Annotated in this window: 14 protein-coding genes; 9 read left to right on the top strand and 5 right to left on the bottom strand. The window is 57.4% G+C overall.

Annotated elements, in window-relative coordinates; all coding sequences use genetic code 11:
* The first annotated feature begins 21 nt into the window (after window positions 1–21).
* The 8 genes from AC1DFB_RS15095 to AC1DFB_RS15060 all read left to right on the top strand — a co-directional run bounded on the left by AC1DFB_RS15095 (window position 22) and on the right by AC1DFB_RS15060 (window position 10704).
* On the top strand, window positions 22–2754 hold the full coding sequence (locus AC1DFB_RS15095; RefSeq protein ID WP_480921587.1) for an aminotransferase class I/II-fold pyridoxal phosphate-dependent enzyme: 2733 nt from the start codon (window positions 22–24) through the stop codon (window positions 2752–2754).
* 22 nt (window positions 2755–2776) lie between these two features.
* Complete coding sequence (locus AC1DFB_RS15090; RefSeq protein WP_170407976.1) at window positions 2777–4225, top strand: biotin carboxylase; 1449 nt, start codon at window positions 2777–2779, stop codon at window positions 4223–4225.
* Between the two features lie 8 nt (window positions 4226–4233).
* Window positions 4234–5223, top strand: a complete 990-nt coding sequence (locus tag AC1DFB_RS15085; protein ID WP_170514267.1) for a C45 family autoproteolytic acyltransferase/hydrolase — start codon at window positions 4234–4236, stop codon at window positions 5221–5223.
* 138 nt (window positions 5224–5361) lie between these two features.
* Window positions 5362–6846 (top strand): ArnT family glycosyltransferase, encoded by a 1485-nt coding sequence (locus AC1DFB_RS15080; protein WP_480921586.1) that lies wholly within the window; start codon window positions 5362–5364, stop codon window positions 6844–6846.
* A gap of 201 nt (window positions 6847–7047) precedes the next feature.
* Window positions 7048–7749 (top strand): glycosyltransferase family 2 protein, encoded by a 702-nt coding sequence (locus AC1DFB_RS15075; RefSeq protein ID WP_480921585.1) that lies wholly within the window; start codon window positions 7048–7050, stop codon window positions 7747–7749.
* Window positions 7746–8045, top strand: coding sequence for a lipid-A-disaccharide synthase N-terminal domain-containing protein (locus tag AC1DFB_RS15070; RefSeq protein WP_039542759.1), 300 nt, complete (start codon window positions 7746–7748; stop codon window positions 8043–8045). The genes AC1DFB_RS15075 and AC1DFB_RS15070 overlap by 4 nt, the downstream gene beginning before the upstream one ends.
* Before the next feature lie 175 nt (window positions 8046–8220).
* Entirely contained in the window at window positions 8221–8856 is a 636-nt protein-coding gene (locus tag AC1DFB_RS15065; RefSeq protein WP_170514276.1) for a GNAT family N-acetyltransferase, read from the top strand.
* A gap of 78 nt (window positions 8857–8934) precedes the next feature.
* Complete coding sequence (locus tag AC1DFB_RS15060; protein ID WP_170407986.1) at window positions 8935–10704, top strand: adenylate/guanylate cyclase domain-containing protein; 1770 nt, start codon at window positions 8935–8937, stop codon at window positions 10702–10704.
* Between the two features lie 27 nt (window positions 10705–10731).
* Here the strand turns inward: AC1DFB_RS15060 and AC1DFB_RS15055 are convergent, their stop codons facing one another.
* The gene (locus AC1DFB_RS15055) at window positions 10732–11109 is read right to left on the bottom strand and encodes a winged helix-turn-helix transcriptional regulator (protein WP_170397987.1); all 378 of its coding nucleotides are present in this window, start codon (window positions 11107–11109) and stop codon (window positions 10732–10734) included.
* 331 nt (window positions 11110–11440) lie between these two features.
* Here AC1DFB_RS15055 and AC1DFB_RS15050 point away from each other — a divergent pair, with 331 nt between their 5' ends.
* Complete coding sequence (locus AC1DFB_RS15050) at window positions 11441–12055, top strand: nuclear transport factor 2 family protein (protein WP_480921584.1); 615 nt, start codon at window positions 11441–11443, stop codon at window positions 12053–12055.
* Window positions 12056–12156: 101 nt separating this feature from the next.
* Here AC1DFB_RS15050 and AC1DFB_RS15045 read toward each other — a convergent pair whose 3' ends face one another.
* From AC1DFB_RS15045 to AC1DFB_RS15030, 4 genes are all read right to left on the bottom strand, one after another.
* Entirely contained in the window at window positions 12157–13077 is a 921-nt protein-coding gene (locus AC1DFB_RS15045) for a pentapeptide repeat-containing protein (RefSeq protein ID WP_170397991.1), read from the bottom strand.
* Window positions 13078–13214: 137 nt separating this feature from the next.
* A complete protein-coding gene (locus AC1DFB_RS15040; RefSeq protein WP_480921583.1) occupies window positions 13215–14369 on the bottom strand; it encodes a gluzincin family metallopeptidase in 1155 nt (384 codons plus the stop codon).
* Between the two features lie 167 nt (window positions 14370–14536).
* Entirely contained in the window at window positions 14537–15874 is a 1338-nt protein-coding gene (locus tag AC1DFB_RS15035) for a TfuA-like protein (protein ID WP_480921582.1), read from the bottom strand.
* The gene (locus AC1DFB_RS15030) at window positions 15871–17064 is read right to left on the bottom strand and encodes a YcaO-like family protein (protein ID WP_480921581.1); all 1194 of its coding nucleotides are present in this window, start codon (window positions 17062–17064) and stop codon (window positions 15871–15873) included. The genes AC1DFB_RS15035 and AC1DFB_RS15030 overlap by 4 nt, the downstream gene beginning before the upstream one ends.
* Window positions 17065–17166: the final 102 nt, after the last annotated feature.

Raw genomic sequence — 17166 nt, 5'->3', positions numbered from 1 at the left:
TCGGCAGAAAGGAAAAATTTCATGCACGGCATTTCCGATAGCGAAAAGCTCCACACCATCTCGGACTACTACAGCGCCTCGCAATTGAGGGCAGACCGGTGGAGCGCGCTGCGGGAAACGGCCGAGTCCCTGGATCAGGGCGGTAACGAAAAAGATCGGGACCGGGCACGGCAGTTGCTGCAGGCGCTGGCCCCGATCGAGGTGTATTTCGCTTTTCCGGGCGGATCGGCGTTCGACTATCTGCGTCGTTTGCTGGACCATGGAAACTTTGGCGATTTCTCAACCGCCGTGCGCCGGGTGTCGCGGGCGTTGACCTCAGGGGCCTATCGTCGCCGCTCGATCCCGCTGATCGCGGATGAGACCGAGGTTGATGAGTTCGAGGACGAGTCCACCCAAAGCCATGAAGCCCGCGCGCTGGGCCGCCCTTATTTCGAGGTGATGATCGTTGACAAGGTCAACGAACATCAGGAACGGTTCCTGCAAACCAGCCTGCAACGGATGCGCCGCAGCGAAGATCCGTTCATCTATGAAACCGTTGTCGTTCCCAGTGTCGAGGATGCGCTGATCGGGGTTCTGTTCAACCAGAATGTACAGGCGGTCATTGTTCGCCCGGGCCTTAGCCTGAAGTCCAAGAACGAAACCAATGTTTTGGGCCGCTATATCAGTCTCTATGGCGAGGGCGCCGATCTAGATGCGCTGTCCCCCTCGGAATACGGTCCTGAAACCTGCCGCCGGATCGGCATGCTGCGCCCCGAGCTGGACGCCTATTTAATTACCGATCGCTCTGCCGAGGATATCGCGGGGCTCGATCTGGGCCTGTGCCGGCGGGTATTCTACAATCAGGAAGACTTTCTGGAATTGCACCTGAACATCCTGCGCGGAGTGCAGCGGCGCTATAAGACGCCGTTCTTCACGGCGCTCAAGGAATACTCAAAACAGCCCACGGGCGTGTTCCACGCAATGCCGATCAGCCGGGGTAAATCGATTAGTCGCAGCCACTGGATTCAGGACATGGGGGCGTTCTACGGGTCAAATATCTTCATGGCGGAAACTTCGGCCACCTCGGGCGGGCTGGATTCTCTGCTGGAACCCAAAGGTCCAATAAAAGAGGCGCAGGAGGCTGCCGCACGCGCATTCGGCTCTAAACAGACGTTTTTTGCGACTAACGGCACCTCGACCTGCAACAAGATCGTTGTGCAGGCGCTGGTACGGCCCGGAGATATCGTGCTGATCGACCGCGACTGCCACAAATCGCACCACTACGGCATGGTGCTGGTGGGGGCGAGCGTGGTCTATATGGACAGCTATCCGCTGCATGATTACTCGATGTACGGCGCAGTACCGATCCGAGAGATCAAGCACAAGCTTTTGACCCTGAAGGCCGAAGGCAAGCTGGATCAGGTTCGCATGGTGCTGCTGACCAACTGCACATTCGATGGCATCGTCTACAACGTGCAGCGGGTGATGCAGGAATGTCTGGCGATCAAAAAGGACCTTGTGTTCCTGTGGGATGAGGCCTGGTTCGGCTATGCGCGCTTTGCCCCGAACTCGCGCGTACGTACCGCAATGCGATCGGCCAATATCCTGCGCGAACAATTCCGTACTCCTGAGCATGCCGAGGCTTATGCCGCCCAGCAGGAGGAACTGAAGGGCGCGGATGATGAGACCCTGCTGAACACTCGCCTGATCGCGCCGCCCGATGCACGCGTTAGGGTCTATGCGACGCAGTCGACGCATAAAACGCTGACCGCGCTGCGGCAGGGTTCGATGATCCACGTCAATGACCAGCAGTTCAAAGGTGCGGTAGAAGAGGCGTTTCACGAGGCCTATATGACCCACACCTCGACCTCGCCCAACTATCAGATCATCGCCTCATTGGATGTTGGGCGCAGACAGGTTGAGATTGAAGGATACGAATTCGTCCAGCGGCAGGTCGAAAGCGCGATGGCAATTCGCCGGGCCGTGACGACCCATCCGCTGCTCAGAAAGTATTTCAAGCTGGTCACGGCGGGCGACATGATCCCCGAGCAATATCGCGAAAGCGGCATGACCAGCTATTTCGATCCCGATCAGGGATGGGCCGATGTTTGGGATTGCTGGGCCAAGGACGAGTTTGTTCTGGATGCCACCCGCATCACGCTGCATGTGGGCGCCACGGGCTGGGATGGGGATACGTTCAAGACCAAGATCCTGATGGATAAATACGGCATCCAGATCAACAAGACCTCACGCAATACCGTGCTGTTCATGACCAATATCGGGACCACGCGCAGTTCGGTCGCCTATCTGATCGAGGTGCTGGTCGAGATCGCCAAGGAACTCGACGATCTGATGGACGATGCCTCGAAGATGGAAAAACGGGCCTTTGAAAAGCGCGTCAGGAATCTGAGCGAACACGTCCCACCTCTGCCCGATTTTAGTCGGTTCCACGATGCGTTCCGCTGTGAAGCAGGTACCGAAGCCGGTGACATCCGTACGGCGTTTTTCCTGTCCTATGACGAAGACAATTGCGACTATGTCGAACCCGACAAGGAGATGTTGGAACGGCTCGAAGCCGGGGAAGAGATGGTCTCGGCCACCTTCGTGATTCCCTATCCGCCGGGCTTTCCCATTTTGGTACCGGGGCAGGTGATCAGCCCCGAAATCCTCAAATTCATGCAGGAACTGGACGTCTCGGAAATCCATGGATTCCGTGCCGATCTGGGCCTGCGTATTTTTACCGAAGACGCTTTGAAGTCAGTAAAGAACCCCTAAGGGGTCAGGGAGGACAACAAATATGCCAAAAAAGGTACTGAAGAACATCTCGGAAATTCGCCGGTATTTTCACACCAACAAGGACCCGATCTATTTTGTATCGGCGACCAATTTCAATCTGTTGGGACTGGATGAATGGGTGATGAACTTCACCTATATCTGCTACATGGATTGCTTTGACGGGCGACATCCGAACGTGTTTGTGCCTTCGGAAATGCCGCATGATGAGTTTCAGTCCATCGAAGACATCAACAATTATCTGCTGCAGCACAAAGAGGTCATCGACCTGGTCAAGCGGCGCGGTGGCAAGCCCAAGTTTGTCTTCCTGATGTTCGACGAGACGACTGAGAAGCTGGTCAAGGAGCTGGGCGGTCAGCTGTGGTTCCCCAAAGCCAAGCTGCGCACCAAATGTGACAACAAGATCGAAACTGTCCGTATCGGCAATAAGGCGGGTGTGCCTTCGGTGCCCAACACGCTGAGCGTTGTCAAAAGCTATGATCACCTGAAAAAGATCTGCGAAAAGGCCGGATTGGGGAATGATCTGGTGCTACAATCCGCCTTCGGCGACAGTGGCCATACGACGTTTTTCATCAAGTCCGAGGCCGATTTCAACAAGCACAAAGACGAGATCATCGGCGAAGGCGAGATCAAGATAATGAAGCGGATCGACTGTCGCGGGGCGGCGATCGAGGCCTGTGCGACCTCGGAGGGTACCATCGTTGGCCCGCTGATGACTGAGCTTGTGGGCTTCAAGGAACTTACCCCCTATCGCGGCGGCTGGTGCGGGAATGAGATTTTCTCAACCGCTTTCCCACCTAAGGCCCGCGAACAGGCCCGGCAGCTGACGTTCCAGTTCGGTGAAGAACTGCGGAAATCCGGCTATCGCGGCTATTTCGAACTCGACTTCCTGATCGACAAGAAAACCGATGAGCTGTGGCTGGGTGAACTGAACCCCCGCATCACTGGCGCCAGTTCGATGACCAACCACGCGGCCTTTGCGCACGCTGATGCGCCACTGTTTCTGTTCCATCTGCTTGAGTTTTCAAAGAAGCCCTTCGAGCTGGATGTCGAGGAACTGAATGCCCGCTGGGCGGATCCGGACATGATCGACAGCTGGTCGCAAATGGTAATCAAACACACCGATGACAGTGTCGACCGGATCACGCAGGCCCCACAATCGGGCATCTACAAGATGCTGGAAGATGGCCGCGTTGTGTTCGACCGGTTCGACTATCACCGCCGCGCGGTGGGCGAGAACGAAGCGTTCTTCCTGCGTATTTCGAATGTCGGTGATTACCGCTATGAAGGCGCTGACCTCGGAATTCTGGTAACGCGTGGGCGGTCAATGACCAAGGGCTTCAAACTGACGGACAAATCGAAGAAGTGGATTCATGGGATCACTTCGGCTTATACGGCTGAACCGCTGCCCGCGGCACAGCCGATGGAAGACCCCGCCTTCAAAATTATGTAGAAAGCCCCATGGCGCTTGTTTTTCGCTCAATTGACGAAGCGCAGCCCGGTCCCAAGCTGGCCGGGCTGTTTGCCGAATACTGGCCCGCCTACCGCAAATGGTGGGCGCAAGAGGGGTATTCGGCCCGCCCCACCTATCGCGAATGTCTACGCGCCCTGCAAAAACACATGCCCGAGATTTTGCCGCTGTACGAAGAGATCGTCGAACTGGTCGGCGGCAGCGACAGCCAGGCACGGTTTCTCAGCTTTTACTGCCCGCCGAAATATCTTTCGGGCTGCAGCCAGGCGATTTGGCGTGGCAAGACACCGTTTCTGGTGCGCAATTACGACTACCATCCAAAAACCTTTGACGCCGCTCTGCTGAAAACCCAATGGGGCGGGCGCGGGATCATCGGGATGAGCGACGGCGTTCTGGGTCTGCTTGATGGCATCAACGATGCCGGTCTGACGGTCTCGCTCACCTTTGGCGGGCGGCGCGAGGTCGGCGACGGCTTTGGCGTGCCGCTGATCCTGCGCTATGTCCTTCAAACCTGCGAGACCACTGCGCAAGCGGTTGACTGCCTTTGCCGCATCCCTTGTCATATGAGCTATAACGTCACCGTTCTGGATGCGAAACACAATCACAGCACGGTGTACCTTGCCCCGGACCGGCACCCGCAAATCTCGGACCAACCAGTGGCGACAAACCATCAGGGCCATGTCGAATGGTCCACCCATGCGCGCTTTACGGCCACCGTGGAACGCGAAAGGTTCTTGCTCAACCGTCTCAACCAGCACCCGGAAAGCGAGAAGCGGTTTATCGATGCGTTCCTGCGTCCGCCGCTTTATTCAACGGCTTTCAGATCAGGTTTCGGCACGCTCTATACTGCGGTCTATCGGCCTGCGAAGAAGCAGTTGCAACTGCTTTGGCCCGGTGCCAGCTGGGACTTGTCCTTCGATGGCTTCAAAGAGGGTGAGCTGAGCCTGATGTTGCCCGACGAGGCCGAGCCTGCAGTCTGACAAGCGCGGTCGCCCTTCTAAACTTCTTGCTCTTGGACGGGCGACGCAATAATGGGAGCGCGACGCGCGGCAGTTTCAAACAAGGCCCGGCGGGATCAACACCACATATTTCTATGACGCGATAGGACCACGGAAAGCATGACCGGTACCTCCCCAAATTGGCTAAGATTGCTTCCTTACTTCGTCACCGCATTGGTGATGGTCCTGGTCTGGTCCTGGTATCTGACTGATCTGGGTGTTGGGAACATCTATCACTACGATGAATTTTACACTTATGACCGCAGTACAGGCTTTGCGCGCAATGGGGACTGGCTGGCGGTTTATTCCAACAACGAACCTAGCCTAAAAAAACCGCCCATGCAGTATTGGATGTCTGCACTGCTGATGGAGTTTGGCGTATCCGATATTCTGGCCTTGCGCCTGCCTTCGATGATCTTTGCGCTGGGCGCGCTGATGGCAACGGCCGTACTGGCGCGGGTGATGATCCCGGACAGCCCCTGGGCCATGCTGCCTTCGGTCCTGCTGGTGGCCACGTCGCTTCAGTTCTGGCAACACGCCACATCCGCGATGCTTGATACCGGTGCGGTTTTCTTTTCGACCCTTGGAACTGCAGCCCTGCTGGCAGCATTGGAAAAGCCGAAATACTGGCCTTATTTCGGCGCAACTCTGGTGTTGGCCGCTTTGCAGAAAAGCCCAACCCCGCTGGCCTTTCTGGCGCTGGCACTACTGACGCTGAAGTTGACCAACAGATGGCAGACGGAACCGTTCAGCGAGATCTGGCAGAACAGAACGTTTCGCCGGACGCTCAAGATTGCGATCCCGCTGGCCTTCGCCTGGCCGATCCTGCAAGAGCTTCGGTTCCTCTTTGGCGACTCGCTAGATGGCAACATCAAAGGCGAGATGCTGGATCGTTTTCGCCCATCGCTCAGCGATCGCGGCTTCGGGAAGCTCTATGATCTGATCATCGCGGGCGAGCCGTGGTTGCGGCTGCTGGGTTTTGTCGGCATCTGCGCTCTGCCATTTCTGCAAAAGCGGCCCAGACTTCTTGCTGCAACAGGGATAGCCGCGTTCTTCGTCATCATGATGTGGGCCGCAGCCGGCAAGGTTTATGCACGCTACACCCTGCTGATCCTGCCGATGCTGATGGTCGCCGCAACCGGTTTGTTGTTTTCGGTCGAGCGCCTGCGCTGGGCCGGGATGGTGGCCGCGCTGGGTCTGGTCTTTGTTGCAGGCGGCCTGTTCTATGACCGCGATGCCACCGATCTGGGCAAGGGTCGCGTGCGTTTGGGCGTGCCCGAGGCCGAGATTCTGACCCCTTTGGGTGCAATGCTGCAACCGGATGAAACCCTGCTGCTCTGCGCCTATGACCGCAAGTTGCGCGTACCACCCGGGGCCGCATCGGTCTTTGCTTCCAACGGTAGGCGCTTTGTCTATCTCAGACGGCTGGAGCTGCACAAATACCTCGACAGGTTCGGCTATACCACCGGCCCTCTGCGAGGGCTCTGTTCGGAGGGTGAGTTGTCTGAGCTGGCACCTGACCTGATCGGGCTTGAGACGCAGACAACTGCGGTTGAGGGTTTGGTCTATTGGTCAGCAACCGGCGTCACGCCCGCCCCTGAATAGGAGACACGGTGCAATCCGCCCCATCGCTGAACAATGCCCCAACAAGTTGCGCAGATGTTGGCCTGCGATGCGGTGGCCACTTGAATTTTCGCCGTTGATCCCGCAAAAGCCCTGAGACTGAAACAAGTAAAGCTATCCACTATGCATGCTGATCATGATGCCAACGCTGACAATCGACCCACTGTGTCGATCGTGATTCCCATGCATAACGAACAGGGGGCTGTTCCTGGTCTTATCCAGGGCATCTGCGCTGCTGCGGCCGAATTGCCCGCGTTCGAGATTGTCGCGGTTGATGATGGATCGACCGATGGCACTTTTGCGGCGCTGCAACAGATGCAGAAAGACTGTCCGCAACTGCGCATCCTGCAGCACAAAACGGCCGGTGGCCAAAGTGCTGCCGTGCATTCCGGCGTCAAGGAAGCACGCGCGGATATCTGCTGTACGCTGGATGGCGACGGACAGAACCCGCCGGAAGAACTGCCAAAGATTTGGGCGCCGCTGGTGTCGGGTGGTGATGCCTCGATTGGCCTGGTAGCGGGGCAACGGGTTGGCCGGCAAGACACTGCGTCAAAGAAGCTTGCCTCGCGCTTTGCCAATGCACTGCGGGGCTGGATGCTGAAAGACGGCACACGTGACACCGGCTGCGGTTTCAAAGCGTTCCGACGGCAGGCTTTCCTTGATCTGCCCTTTTTCAATCATATGCACCGTTATCTGCCCGCCCTGTTTAAGGCCTATGGCTGGAATATCGCGCTGGTGGATGTGGCGCATCAGCAGCGTTTGTCGGGCGAATCCAAATACACCAATTTCGGGCGGGCCATGGTCGGCATCTGGGATCTGTTCGGCGTCGTCTGGCTGACCCGCCGCGCCAAATCCGTTTCCGCAACCGAGGCGTCCCGGTCATGAAAGAAACCATTCTGGAAATCCTGCATGTCGACAGCCCGACCGAGGCGCTCTGGGTCTTTATCGGTCTGGCCGGTCAGCTGATGTTCAGCGCCCGGTTTATCGTGCAATGGATCACGTCCGAGCGCGCCAAGAAATCCGTCATCCCGATGGCGTTCTGGTACCTTTCGATCGGCGGCGGGCTTATCCTGCTGAGCTATGCGATCTATCGCCGTGACCCGGTCTTTATTCTGGGTCAGTCGATGGGCCTGTCCATCTACCTGCGCAACATCTTCCTTATTCGCGCTGAAAACCGCTGATTGATCGTAACGCTTCTTTACGACCTGCCACCCATTACAAGTTTGTCGGCTGCACCCGTTCAGCGGGTAGCGGCCTACGGCCGCGTTGTGTGAACAACCTCTTATTGTTTCTGAAATTTTCGTGCTAGTATCCCGCGAATAGATTTTCAGAATTGTACTCGGAGGATATTTTCTCTTGCCCGATAGCTCACCCCGGTTGTTCAGATTGCGCCCTTTGGAAAAGGCGGATCTGGGAACAGTTGCGCGCTGGTTTCAGGATATCCATGACCTGGCCCTGTTCGACCGTACGTCGCGCATTCCGCAGAACCTGGTACAGACCGAGCAAAATTGGGAAGACGCGATAAACGCCTCAAAGGACTGCTGCAAATGCTGGTTCGCAATCGAATCTGACAGTGGTGATCTGGTGGGGATGACCGGGCTTGAAGCAATTTCCAGCGTCAACAGGGATGCGGTGGTTCCGGTTTTTGTCGACAAATCCATCCGTCGACATGGCGTGGCGGTGCGTTCGGTTGCGCTGATGCTGGATTTCGCATTCCGGCAATTGGGGCTGAACCGTATCACCTCGTATTACCGGGCCGACAATCACAGCAGCCGCGATCTGATCCAGCGAATCGGCTGCGAGATCGAGGGCACGATGCGTCAAGCCTGGTTCGCGGATGGGCAGTTCCATGACATGGTTGTCGTCGGCATGTTGCAGCAGGACTGGATCGCGCGTCGAGAGGTGCTCGCGCAGGAGTTAGGCACCCAAACAGTGGTCAGTTTTGATGCCTCTGGGTGGTCTTGGCCCCCCGATTCCGGTGCAGATACCTAAAATGTTACGTATTCTGAGTCATTTTTTGCTAAAACAGTCCTGTCGGATTCGACATGACAACACAATTGAGTATTGCCAGTGAACACGACCGGTTCGGACGCATCAATAAAACAGAAATTAGGCGCGGTGCTTTTTGCCGACGTTGTCGGCTATTCCCGCCTGATGAGCGAGAACGAGATGGATACGTATAACGCGTTGAAGTCTTTGCTTTCGCAGCTTGAATCGGCTTGCTCAAAGTATCAGGGCAAAATCATCGAAGTGCGCGGTGACGGCATCCTTGCCTTATTCGACACGGCGACCAGTGCAGTAGAGTTCAGCATCGAACTGCATCGGATCGCTGCGGAACATAATCAGGCGCGCGATGATGAGCACAACATCAAATTCCGCGCTGGCGTTCACATGGGCGAAGTTCTGATGGACGAACGCGGTATCCATGGTGACAACGTCAATATCGCTGCCCGCCTGCAGGAGATTGCCGAGCCAGAACGGGTTTATGTCAGCGCAGCCGTCTATGAACAGATCCGTAACCGCCTGCGCTATGGCTATGAATTCCTCGGTCCCAAGCAGCTCAAGAACATTATGTCTCCGGTCGCGACCTACTGTGTCCGAACCGAGGTCGAGGGTGCAACAATGGCCGCAACCCTACGTCCTGAGATGCAGCTGGAAGTGCTTGAAAGGCCCGATAACCCGTCGGTTGCGGTGCTGCCCTTTACTAGCCAAGGCGGGGATGAAGATGACAGCTGGGTCGCCGAAGGGCTGACCGACGACATCATCATGAACCTGTCCAAGTTCCGGAACCTGTTCATCATTGCCCGGAATTCCTCGTTCTTCTTCAAGACCCAGTCGATGTCGCCGCAAGAGGCCGCTCGGCGTCTGAACGTGCGCTATATCGCGCGCGGCAGTGTGCGACGCTCGTCCAGTCGTATCCGGATCACGGCCGAGCTGATTGACGCCAACACCGAACGCACCATCTGGGGTGAACGGTTCGACCGTAAGCTCGATGATATCTTCGACATCCTGGATGAGGTGACCGAGTGCATCGTTGCCGCCACTGCAGTCATGATCGAGTCGCATGAAAAGCTGCGCATGGTGCAGGCAATCCCTTCAGATCTGCGGGCTTATGGTTCGGTTCTGCAGGGGCAGCACCATATTTTCAAATATACCCGCAACGACAACCGCAAGGCGCAGCATTGCTATGAATCCGCGCTTGAGCGCGACGGCGGGTATGCACGGGCCGCGGCGGCGCTGTCACGCACGCTCAACATCGATTGGCGCTATTCATGGACCGAAGACCCAAACAGCGCGCTGGACAAGGCCCTGTCGCTGGCTCAGCGCGCGGTGGAGCTTGACCCCACAGACGCGCGCGGGTTTGGAGAGCTGGGCTATGTGCAGCTTTATCGTAAAGAGCATGACTCGGCGATCGAATCCTACAAACGCGCCCTGCAGCTTAACCCCAACGATGCGGACATGCATTCGGACTACGCCGATGCGCTGGCCCATTGGGGCGACAACGAAACCGCCATCAAACATCTGCAGCAGGCGATGCGCCTGAACCCCTATTTCCCCGATCAGTACCTGTGGCATCTGGGCGGGGCCTATTACAATCTCAAACGCTATGACGACGTGATCTCATGCGTGAACAAGATGAACAACCCGACCGAGGGGCAGCGCGTGCTGGCTGCCAGCTATGCCCATAAGGGCGAGCTGGAAATGGCCCGCCAGATCGCCGACAAACACCGCGCAGCGCATCCCAATTTCTCATTGTCGCGCTGGGCCAAGGTTCAGCCAGACCGCCTGTCCGACGACACGCAGCATTTTGTCGAGGGGCTCAAAAAGGCCGGGTTCTGAGCTGCTGCCCGATCTCGCCTATAAAAATCAACTCGCCTGTTCGCGGTCGAACTGCATGCGTAGTCGCCTGACTTCATCCATCTGCTCATGCGACCAGAAGACAAGCGGTTTCAGCATTTCAAGCAGGCTTCGGCCCAAAGGTGTCAATTCATAAGACACTGCCACTGGCGGTCCGGGATCGACGGTGCGGGTCAAATAGCCATCACGTTGCAATCCGCGCAGGTTTTCGGTCAACACACTTTGTGTGATGTCTCCGATACAGCGCTTGAGATCGCCAAAGCGTTTCGGCTCATCTTCCAGCGCAAGAATGATGATCATCCGCCATTTGCCCGTCACATTGGACAGTACGGAACGGATTGAGCAGTTGGAAGCTTCTGCCTTGTTGGCAACACCAATTGGTAGCATCTCAGTCTCTGGTATTGTTTCGAAACTTAATCGCACAATAGCGTTACCTTAGCTTCGGTACAACTCCCTGAAAATTCAGGCAGTAGCCTCAAGCATACCAGGTCATTTTAAAGTACGTAATTGAAATGTAGTATGGACTTGCTACCACGTATCCAGTAGATACGAATCACAGGAAATCAACATGTCCCCCAAAGAACTTGTAATCGCACTTTTTACGGCTGCCTTTGCTGAACATGATCCGGAGGCAGCGCTACAGCTCGTTACCCCGGACTAAATTCAGCACAACCCGCAAGTCCCGACCGGAGCCGAAGGCCTGGCCGGCCTGATCCCTTTGGTCGAACAATCCGGGATGACTGCAACTACCCACCGGGTCATCACCGAGGGCGATATGGTTGTATTGCACAGCACGTTCGACAACGCGGACGCTTTTGGTGCACCGACCCTCGCCGCCTTTGACATATTCCGCGTCGAGAATGGCAAAGTTGCTGAACATTGGGACAATTTGCAGCCCGTTCCCGAAACAACAGTGTCGGGCCGTGGCATGACAGATGGGCCGACCGAGATCACCGATCTTGAGAAAACAGAAGAAAACAAGGCGCTGGTTCTGGGGTTTGTGCGTGACGTTCTGGGCGGTGCCGCGCCCGAGAAAGCTCCGATGTATTCCGAGGTCTATATGCAGCACAATCCAATGCTTGCCGATGGGATCGATGGCCTGATCGAGGGCACCAAAGCCTGGGCAGAGCAGGGGAATGTGATCACCAAATTCGAGCCGCAGATTGTGGTGGCCGAAGGCAACTTTGTCTTTGTCGCCTCAGATGCCACCGTCAGCGGGAACCCTTGGGCCTTCTTCGACCTATGGCGAGTCGAAGATGGAAAGATCGTTGAACATTGGGACGTCGTTTCGCCTACGCCAGCCGAAATGGCGCACGAAAACGGCAAGTTCTGATCTTCGAAAGGGATGGCGGGTCAGGCATAAATGGCCCGCCAACCCAAAGCAGACGTTGGAATAAAACCAAACGTCAATCGGTCAGGATGATTTCAGCCTTCCTATTCACCACGTGCCTTTGCGCCGCTGACTTTGGCACCTGACACCTTAGCACCGGACACCTTGGCCCCGCTGACCTTCGCGCCCGAGACCTTGGCCCCGCTCACCTTGGCGCCCGAGACCTTGGCTCCGGACATCATCGGTGCGTCATACTCAAAATAGACGTCCAGCAGCACGTCTTCGATCTGACCGGCTGCGATATCCATGCGGATGGTGTAATCGGCCTGATCGTAGTTCCAGACGCGAATATCATTAGCCATCTGGTAATCCGCTGCCGCAACGCCCGAAACCGAGGGGTTCATCGGCGCGCGTGCGGCCTGTTGCGTGGTGTCCGGCGCGTTAGCGTCATTGCTGGTCTGCAGCTTGAAGCCATGGGGCAGGTTGCCACCCGTCGCGCTCTCGCCTTCGCCATGCACCAGAAAGATCGTGGGTTCTGGCATCTCGTAATAGGTGCCGTCATAGGCGAAGCCGTAAATGCGGGCCAGCCGTGCATCGCCTCCGAACTGGTCCCCGATGAAATTATTGACGCCACGACCCCTCCGGCGGCCATCCTGTTCGATGAACAGCTGCTCCGAGTGACGGTTCGCGATCTGCTGCCAGTGGGTATGTTTGAACTGACGTCCGCGACGGATGTAGACAAACGAGTCGTGCGGAACCTTCTTCCGCTTGTCGAACTTGAACTTGTCGCCGTCCTTGATGACCTTGTAGATGCCGGACTTTTCGTTTGCCGCATCCCCGACCTGGACCAGAACGCGATCGTCTTCCCGGACATGTACGCCGTCGATTTTGGTGAATTTCTTACTGAAGTCGTAGTCTTCCTCAACCTCTTCGGCCAACCGGACCGAGCGTTGTTTCAGTTTTAAATCACTTAACTCTCGCCCAAACAGTAATACCTCGGAAAAACTGAGTAAGGACTCAGACATATCACTTTCTCCCTATCGGGGGTCGACGCTGCCGATTGCCTCGCCTGTCCCGGTTTGCGCATTCAGTGCGCGTTGAATGTCACTATTATCACCCCGTGCGCGTAACCTGCCACAATAGCGGGGGAAAAACAAAGACTTTAAGGTTCATTCACCTCGGGTGACAGCGTACGAACCGACGCGGCATGGCTCGTGCCGTCGGGCTTGGTCAAACGGGGGCCGGGCGCTGTCAATCCGATGTGGCGCATGCGGAAATTGCCTTCGATAATCTGCCGGAATGCGCCGCCGGTGACCTCGTGATCGACCATGACCAAGGCGCGTTCAACGCCGAAGTAGCTCAGCATATCGGGGTCCAGTTTCTCCCACGCATCTGCAAGATAGGACCCCAGCAAATCACGCGCTTCGATCAGGGCGACCCGAAAGCCTTCGGGGTCGGCTGCGTAATGTTCGTCGAACAGGTCCTGCATGATCGCATTGTATTCGTCGGTTCCTTCCAACTCGTCCGAGAGCTCCTCCATCTCCGGGTCGATCACGTCATGTGCTACCAGTCGTTCGTGGTAGATATCGACCAGAATATCGAACATCGCCCCGGTCAGTGGTTCCGACAGGGCGTGTTCGCTGGACCATCCATGCGAGAATTCAGAAAGCGTCCGGTCATTGGCGGCGATCCGAATTTGCGAGTTCTGCGACAGCTCGGCAAAGCGGCTCAGCCGGTTATAGGTATAAAGGTTGCCGCGCGTGTTTTTCAGCAATTCATCCACGACCGAGCCGAAATGCAGCGATGCCAGCAGCGCCACCATATCGGCCGCCGATTCATGGAACCCGTAATATTCACCGGTTGCATCCTCTTCGGACGGCATGCCAACTACGCTGTAGATGATGGCATGGCCGATCTCATGCGCGACCACATCGAAGTTCAGGCTGTAGGGGCGGTATTCGTCACCGATATCGCGGGTGCCACCGGTTTCCAGAAATCCCCAACCGATATGCGCGTTATCTAGACTTGGCAGCAACGATAGCTCAAGCCGCTCGAAATCACGCGCGAAATGCCAGGGGATCGGGCGATTAAAATAGCCCTCCCACACATCCATGGTGAAATGGGCCGCTCCGAACAGATGGGCGGCTTCAAAGGCCGGGTCCTCGGGATCGATATGGATGAAATTGCCAAACTCATCGGGCTCGGGCGGCGGCAGGATATAGCCGTCCCATGCGGGCAGATACATCTCGGGGCCGTCTTCACCCTCGATCATCGCGCCATAGGGGGTCGTTTTGTCGACCGGGTACATCGCATACATGCGGGGGCCCGATGGGCCTGGGCCTATGGTCCCTTGCGGGGCCGATATTTCGACCAGTTCGGGCTTGGAATTCGGCTCTAAAAAGGGCGATTGCGGATATAGTAAGAACCGCGTGCCGGGGGGTCATTCTCTGAATAGTCGGGCCAGATTGCCATTTTTCCCTCCCGTTATCCGCCTGCGCGCAGACCTGTTGCCAAGCCTGGCTCTTGATCAACCTGATCGCCGCTGGTGTGGCAAAACAGGAACTCGGCTTCAATCAGATCGACCAAGGCATCGCGCCCCTCAAGGCCAAGCCCGATCGCGTAGGAGTCAAGATCATCCGGCACCCTCTGGTCAAGACGTGTTTCAAAATACCAGACCAAGGCACGCGTTCGAATTGCGGCGTTGCTCGGGTCCAGCGGCAGCGCCGCTTTGCGCTGGGCCCGGTCGCGCAACGCGCTGTAGTCGCCCGAGCGTCGAAGCTCGGCCAGCAAAGCGGCATCCATTGTCTCGGCCAGCGTTTGGATTGCGATATCGACACGGGATTTGTCGGCCAGCATCGCCTCGTACTGCACAAGGGTCAGGTCATTTTCTTCCAGCCATTCGAGCAAATCCGCATGGCGGGGTAGCCGGGCCTCCTGCCGATGTTCGGTCATCTGCTTGACCACGGCGTCTTTATCCGGGTCCAACCCCTGTCGGCGGGTCTCGTCCTTAGACAGCAAGCCTAACGCTGCGCGATCACGCAGATGCGCGTAGAGAACCGGATCAAGCCGCAGCTCATCCACTAGCGCCCGCGCCTCGCTATCCTGTTGTGCGGCTTCCCCATCCACACGGGCGCAGAGGTCACGCCAGACCAGCGTCCGTTCGGTGCGATGTGCGTCTGACACATTCGTTCCAGCATTCAGAAAGTGGGCCATCTCAGCCAGCATCGCGCGGGCGTCATCCCCTTTCGCATCCACCTGCCCCTCGGGCAACCATCGTTGAAAGGGTTGCGGGTCCGTAGCGCCCTCAAGGATGCGATCCCAAACCCGGTCACGGTAGTGCAGGTCTTTCGCCTTTTGCTGCAACGCGTCGCCCGTCTCTGACGACAACACACCCGCTGTCTTGGCTTGCGCAATGGTGGCGCGGATCGAGACCATAGGCTCGCTCAGCGGTGGAAAGCCAAGCTCGGCAGGGCCGTGCAGCACCGCCACCTCGTCATCATCTTCGATGGCACCATTCAGGTAACCCTCAAAAATCTGGCCGATCCCGATCATCCCGAAATCCGCCAACTCTGCCGCGCGCAGCGCACCCATGCTGGCACTGCCAAAGACCGGTATACCTTGCTCCAAGGCCCACAGGATTTCCTTGTGCCAGACCGAGGGCACCCCGTCGAAATACCCGTCTATAATCCCGATCGCACGCGGCTTTTCCCGCACTGCCCGATACACATCGCCCTGCTGAACCGGGGGTAGGATAGTGGCGTTCAGATGTTCGCGCACGGCTTCGGCCCGTAGCGTCGGCCCGACAAAAACAACCACACTCATGACATCACCGCTCGCGCACGGGGGCCTGCGACAAAGTCGGGATCGTCATGGGGCGCTTCCAAGCCCGGTATCACCGCGCGCACCACTGCGATGTCAATTTCGGGTCGCGACAGATCAACAGTGACCACCTGATCTATGCCTGCCTCGGACAGGCGCGCCAGCAACAAAGACAGGTCATCCGTGAACGATCCGGTCACGTAGGTTGGGCATTCGGTGAAATCACCGATGGGCGCCGAGCCATCGATCAGTTCGCGGATGTATCCGCTGCGCCAGTTCCGGGCAGTGTCTGAGAACTCTTCCGGGTCCAGATCATCGCGCGCCCCTGAGATATAGGTCAGCCGTGTTTGCGCCGTTTCGGTCAGCGCCCGCAGTAGGGCAATGGCGCGATCCGGGTGGCAGCCGTCGCCGATGCCGATATGGCCCGTCGTGCCTCCGCCCTCACATATCGCGCAGCGAAAGCTGGCGATGCCTATGTCCGAGGTCGTGTCCCAGATTCCCAAATCCAGCCCCGCCGCAGAAATCTGTTCCATCGCCTGAAGGCAACGTGGGTCGTCCACTGTAAGGGGATCAACACGCGGGGTTGCGCCCCGGTGGTGCCACAGCGTTGTGGCGTCACGCTCGATCAACTCGCAGATCGCGTGGCAACTGGCTTCGGTCAGGTTGTTGCCGGACGCCAGCCCGTTTGTCGTTCGCGGAAACGCCCGCTGCCCAGCCACGGGCGAGGTGGTATAATCGGTGTCCACCATCTCATACGGCACCCAGCAGGGCTGGCCCGAGGGCAGATCGCGCCCCAGCACCCACAGTATCGCCTGATGAGGGTCGAACTGTCCGCCGGTGACGCTGGGCAGACGGTCGGCATCGACCACATACTCCACCGCCAGATCAGCAAAGCTGGACAGCCGTAGCGGCAGTTCGATCCGCTCTGCGTGCCAGGATTCAATCGCTTCCATCACGCCCGAAGCCCGGGCTGCGCTCAGCGACAGCCCCTTGCCCAGCGACACCGCGACCGAGCGCGAGTTTGGCCGCGTCACCATCACTGTCGGCAATCCAACCCGGTCCAGTCCCGTCAGGTTGGCGATCCGGGTTATGCCCATCTGCTTGAGGAATGGTTTGACGATGGCCAGGGTCTCTTCCGGGTCGCGCAGCCGGTGGGTGTCTAGCACATAAGACTTCTGCGAATTCCCGGACATCCAAATGACCTTGCCAAATATCTGATAAACCACCGTAACCCGCCGGGCGGATCATGTTGGCGTCAGGATGCGGGATGAATGCGTAGTGGTCAACCGCGCACC

The organism is Ruegeria sp. S84, assembly GCF_056583445.1.
The sequence above is the reverse complement of the archived record's forward strand: the minus strand, read 5'-3'. Positions and strand labels throughout refer to the sequence as shown.

Bases quoted from the DNA above. Each gene is read 5' to 3' on its own strand.
- AC1DFB_RS15095 (WP_480921587.1), top strand. From the start codon at position 22: ATGCACGGCATTTCCGATAGCGAAAAGCTCCACACCATCTCGGACTAC.
- AC1DFB_RS15090 (WP_170407976.1), top strand. From the start codon at position 2,777: ATGCCAAAAAAGGTACTGAAGAACATCTCGGAAATTCGCCGGTATTTT.
- AC1DFB_RS15085 (WP_170514267.1), top strand. From the start codon at position 4,234: ATGGCGCTTGTTTTTCGCTCAATTGACGAAGCGCAGCCCGGTCCCAAG.
- AC1DFB_RS15080 (WP_480921586.1), top strand. From the start codon at position 5,362: ATGACCGGTACCTCCCCAAATTGGCTAAGATTGCTTCCTTACTTCGTC.
- AC1DFB_RS15075 (WP_480921585.1), top strand. From the start codon at position 7,048: ATGCATAACGAACAGGGGGCTGTTCCTGGTCTTATCCAGGGCATCTGC.
- AC1DFB_RS15070 (WP_039542759.1), top strand. From the start codon at position 7,746: ATGAAAGAAACCATTCTGGAAATCCTGCATGTCGACAGCCCGACCGAG.
- AC1DFB_RS15055 (WP_170397987.1), bottom strand. From the start codon at position 11,109: ATGCTACCAATTGGTGTTGCCAACAAGGCAGAAGCTTCCAACTGCTCA.
- AC1DFB_RS15045 (WP_170397991.1), bottom strand. From the start codon at position 13,077: ATGTCTGAGTCCTTACTCAGTTTTTCCGAGGTATTACTGTTTGGGCGA.
- AC1DFB_RS15040 (WP_480921583.1), bottom strand. From the start codon at position 14,369: ATGTATGCGATGTACCCGGTCGACAAAACGACCCCCTATGGCGCGATG.
- AC1DFB_RS15035 (WP_480921582.1), bottom strand. From the start codon at position 15,874: ATGAGTGTGGTTGTTTTTGTCGGGCCGACGCTACGGGCCGAAGCCGTG.
- AC1DFB_RS15030 (WP_480921581.1), bottom strand. From the start codon at position 17,064: ATGTCCGGGAATTCGCAGAAGTCTTATGTGCTAGACACCCACCGGCTG.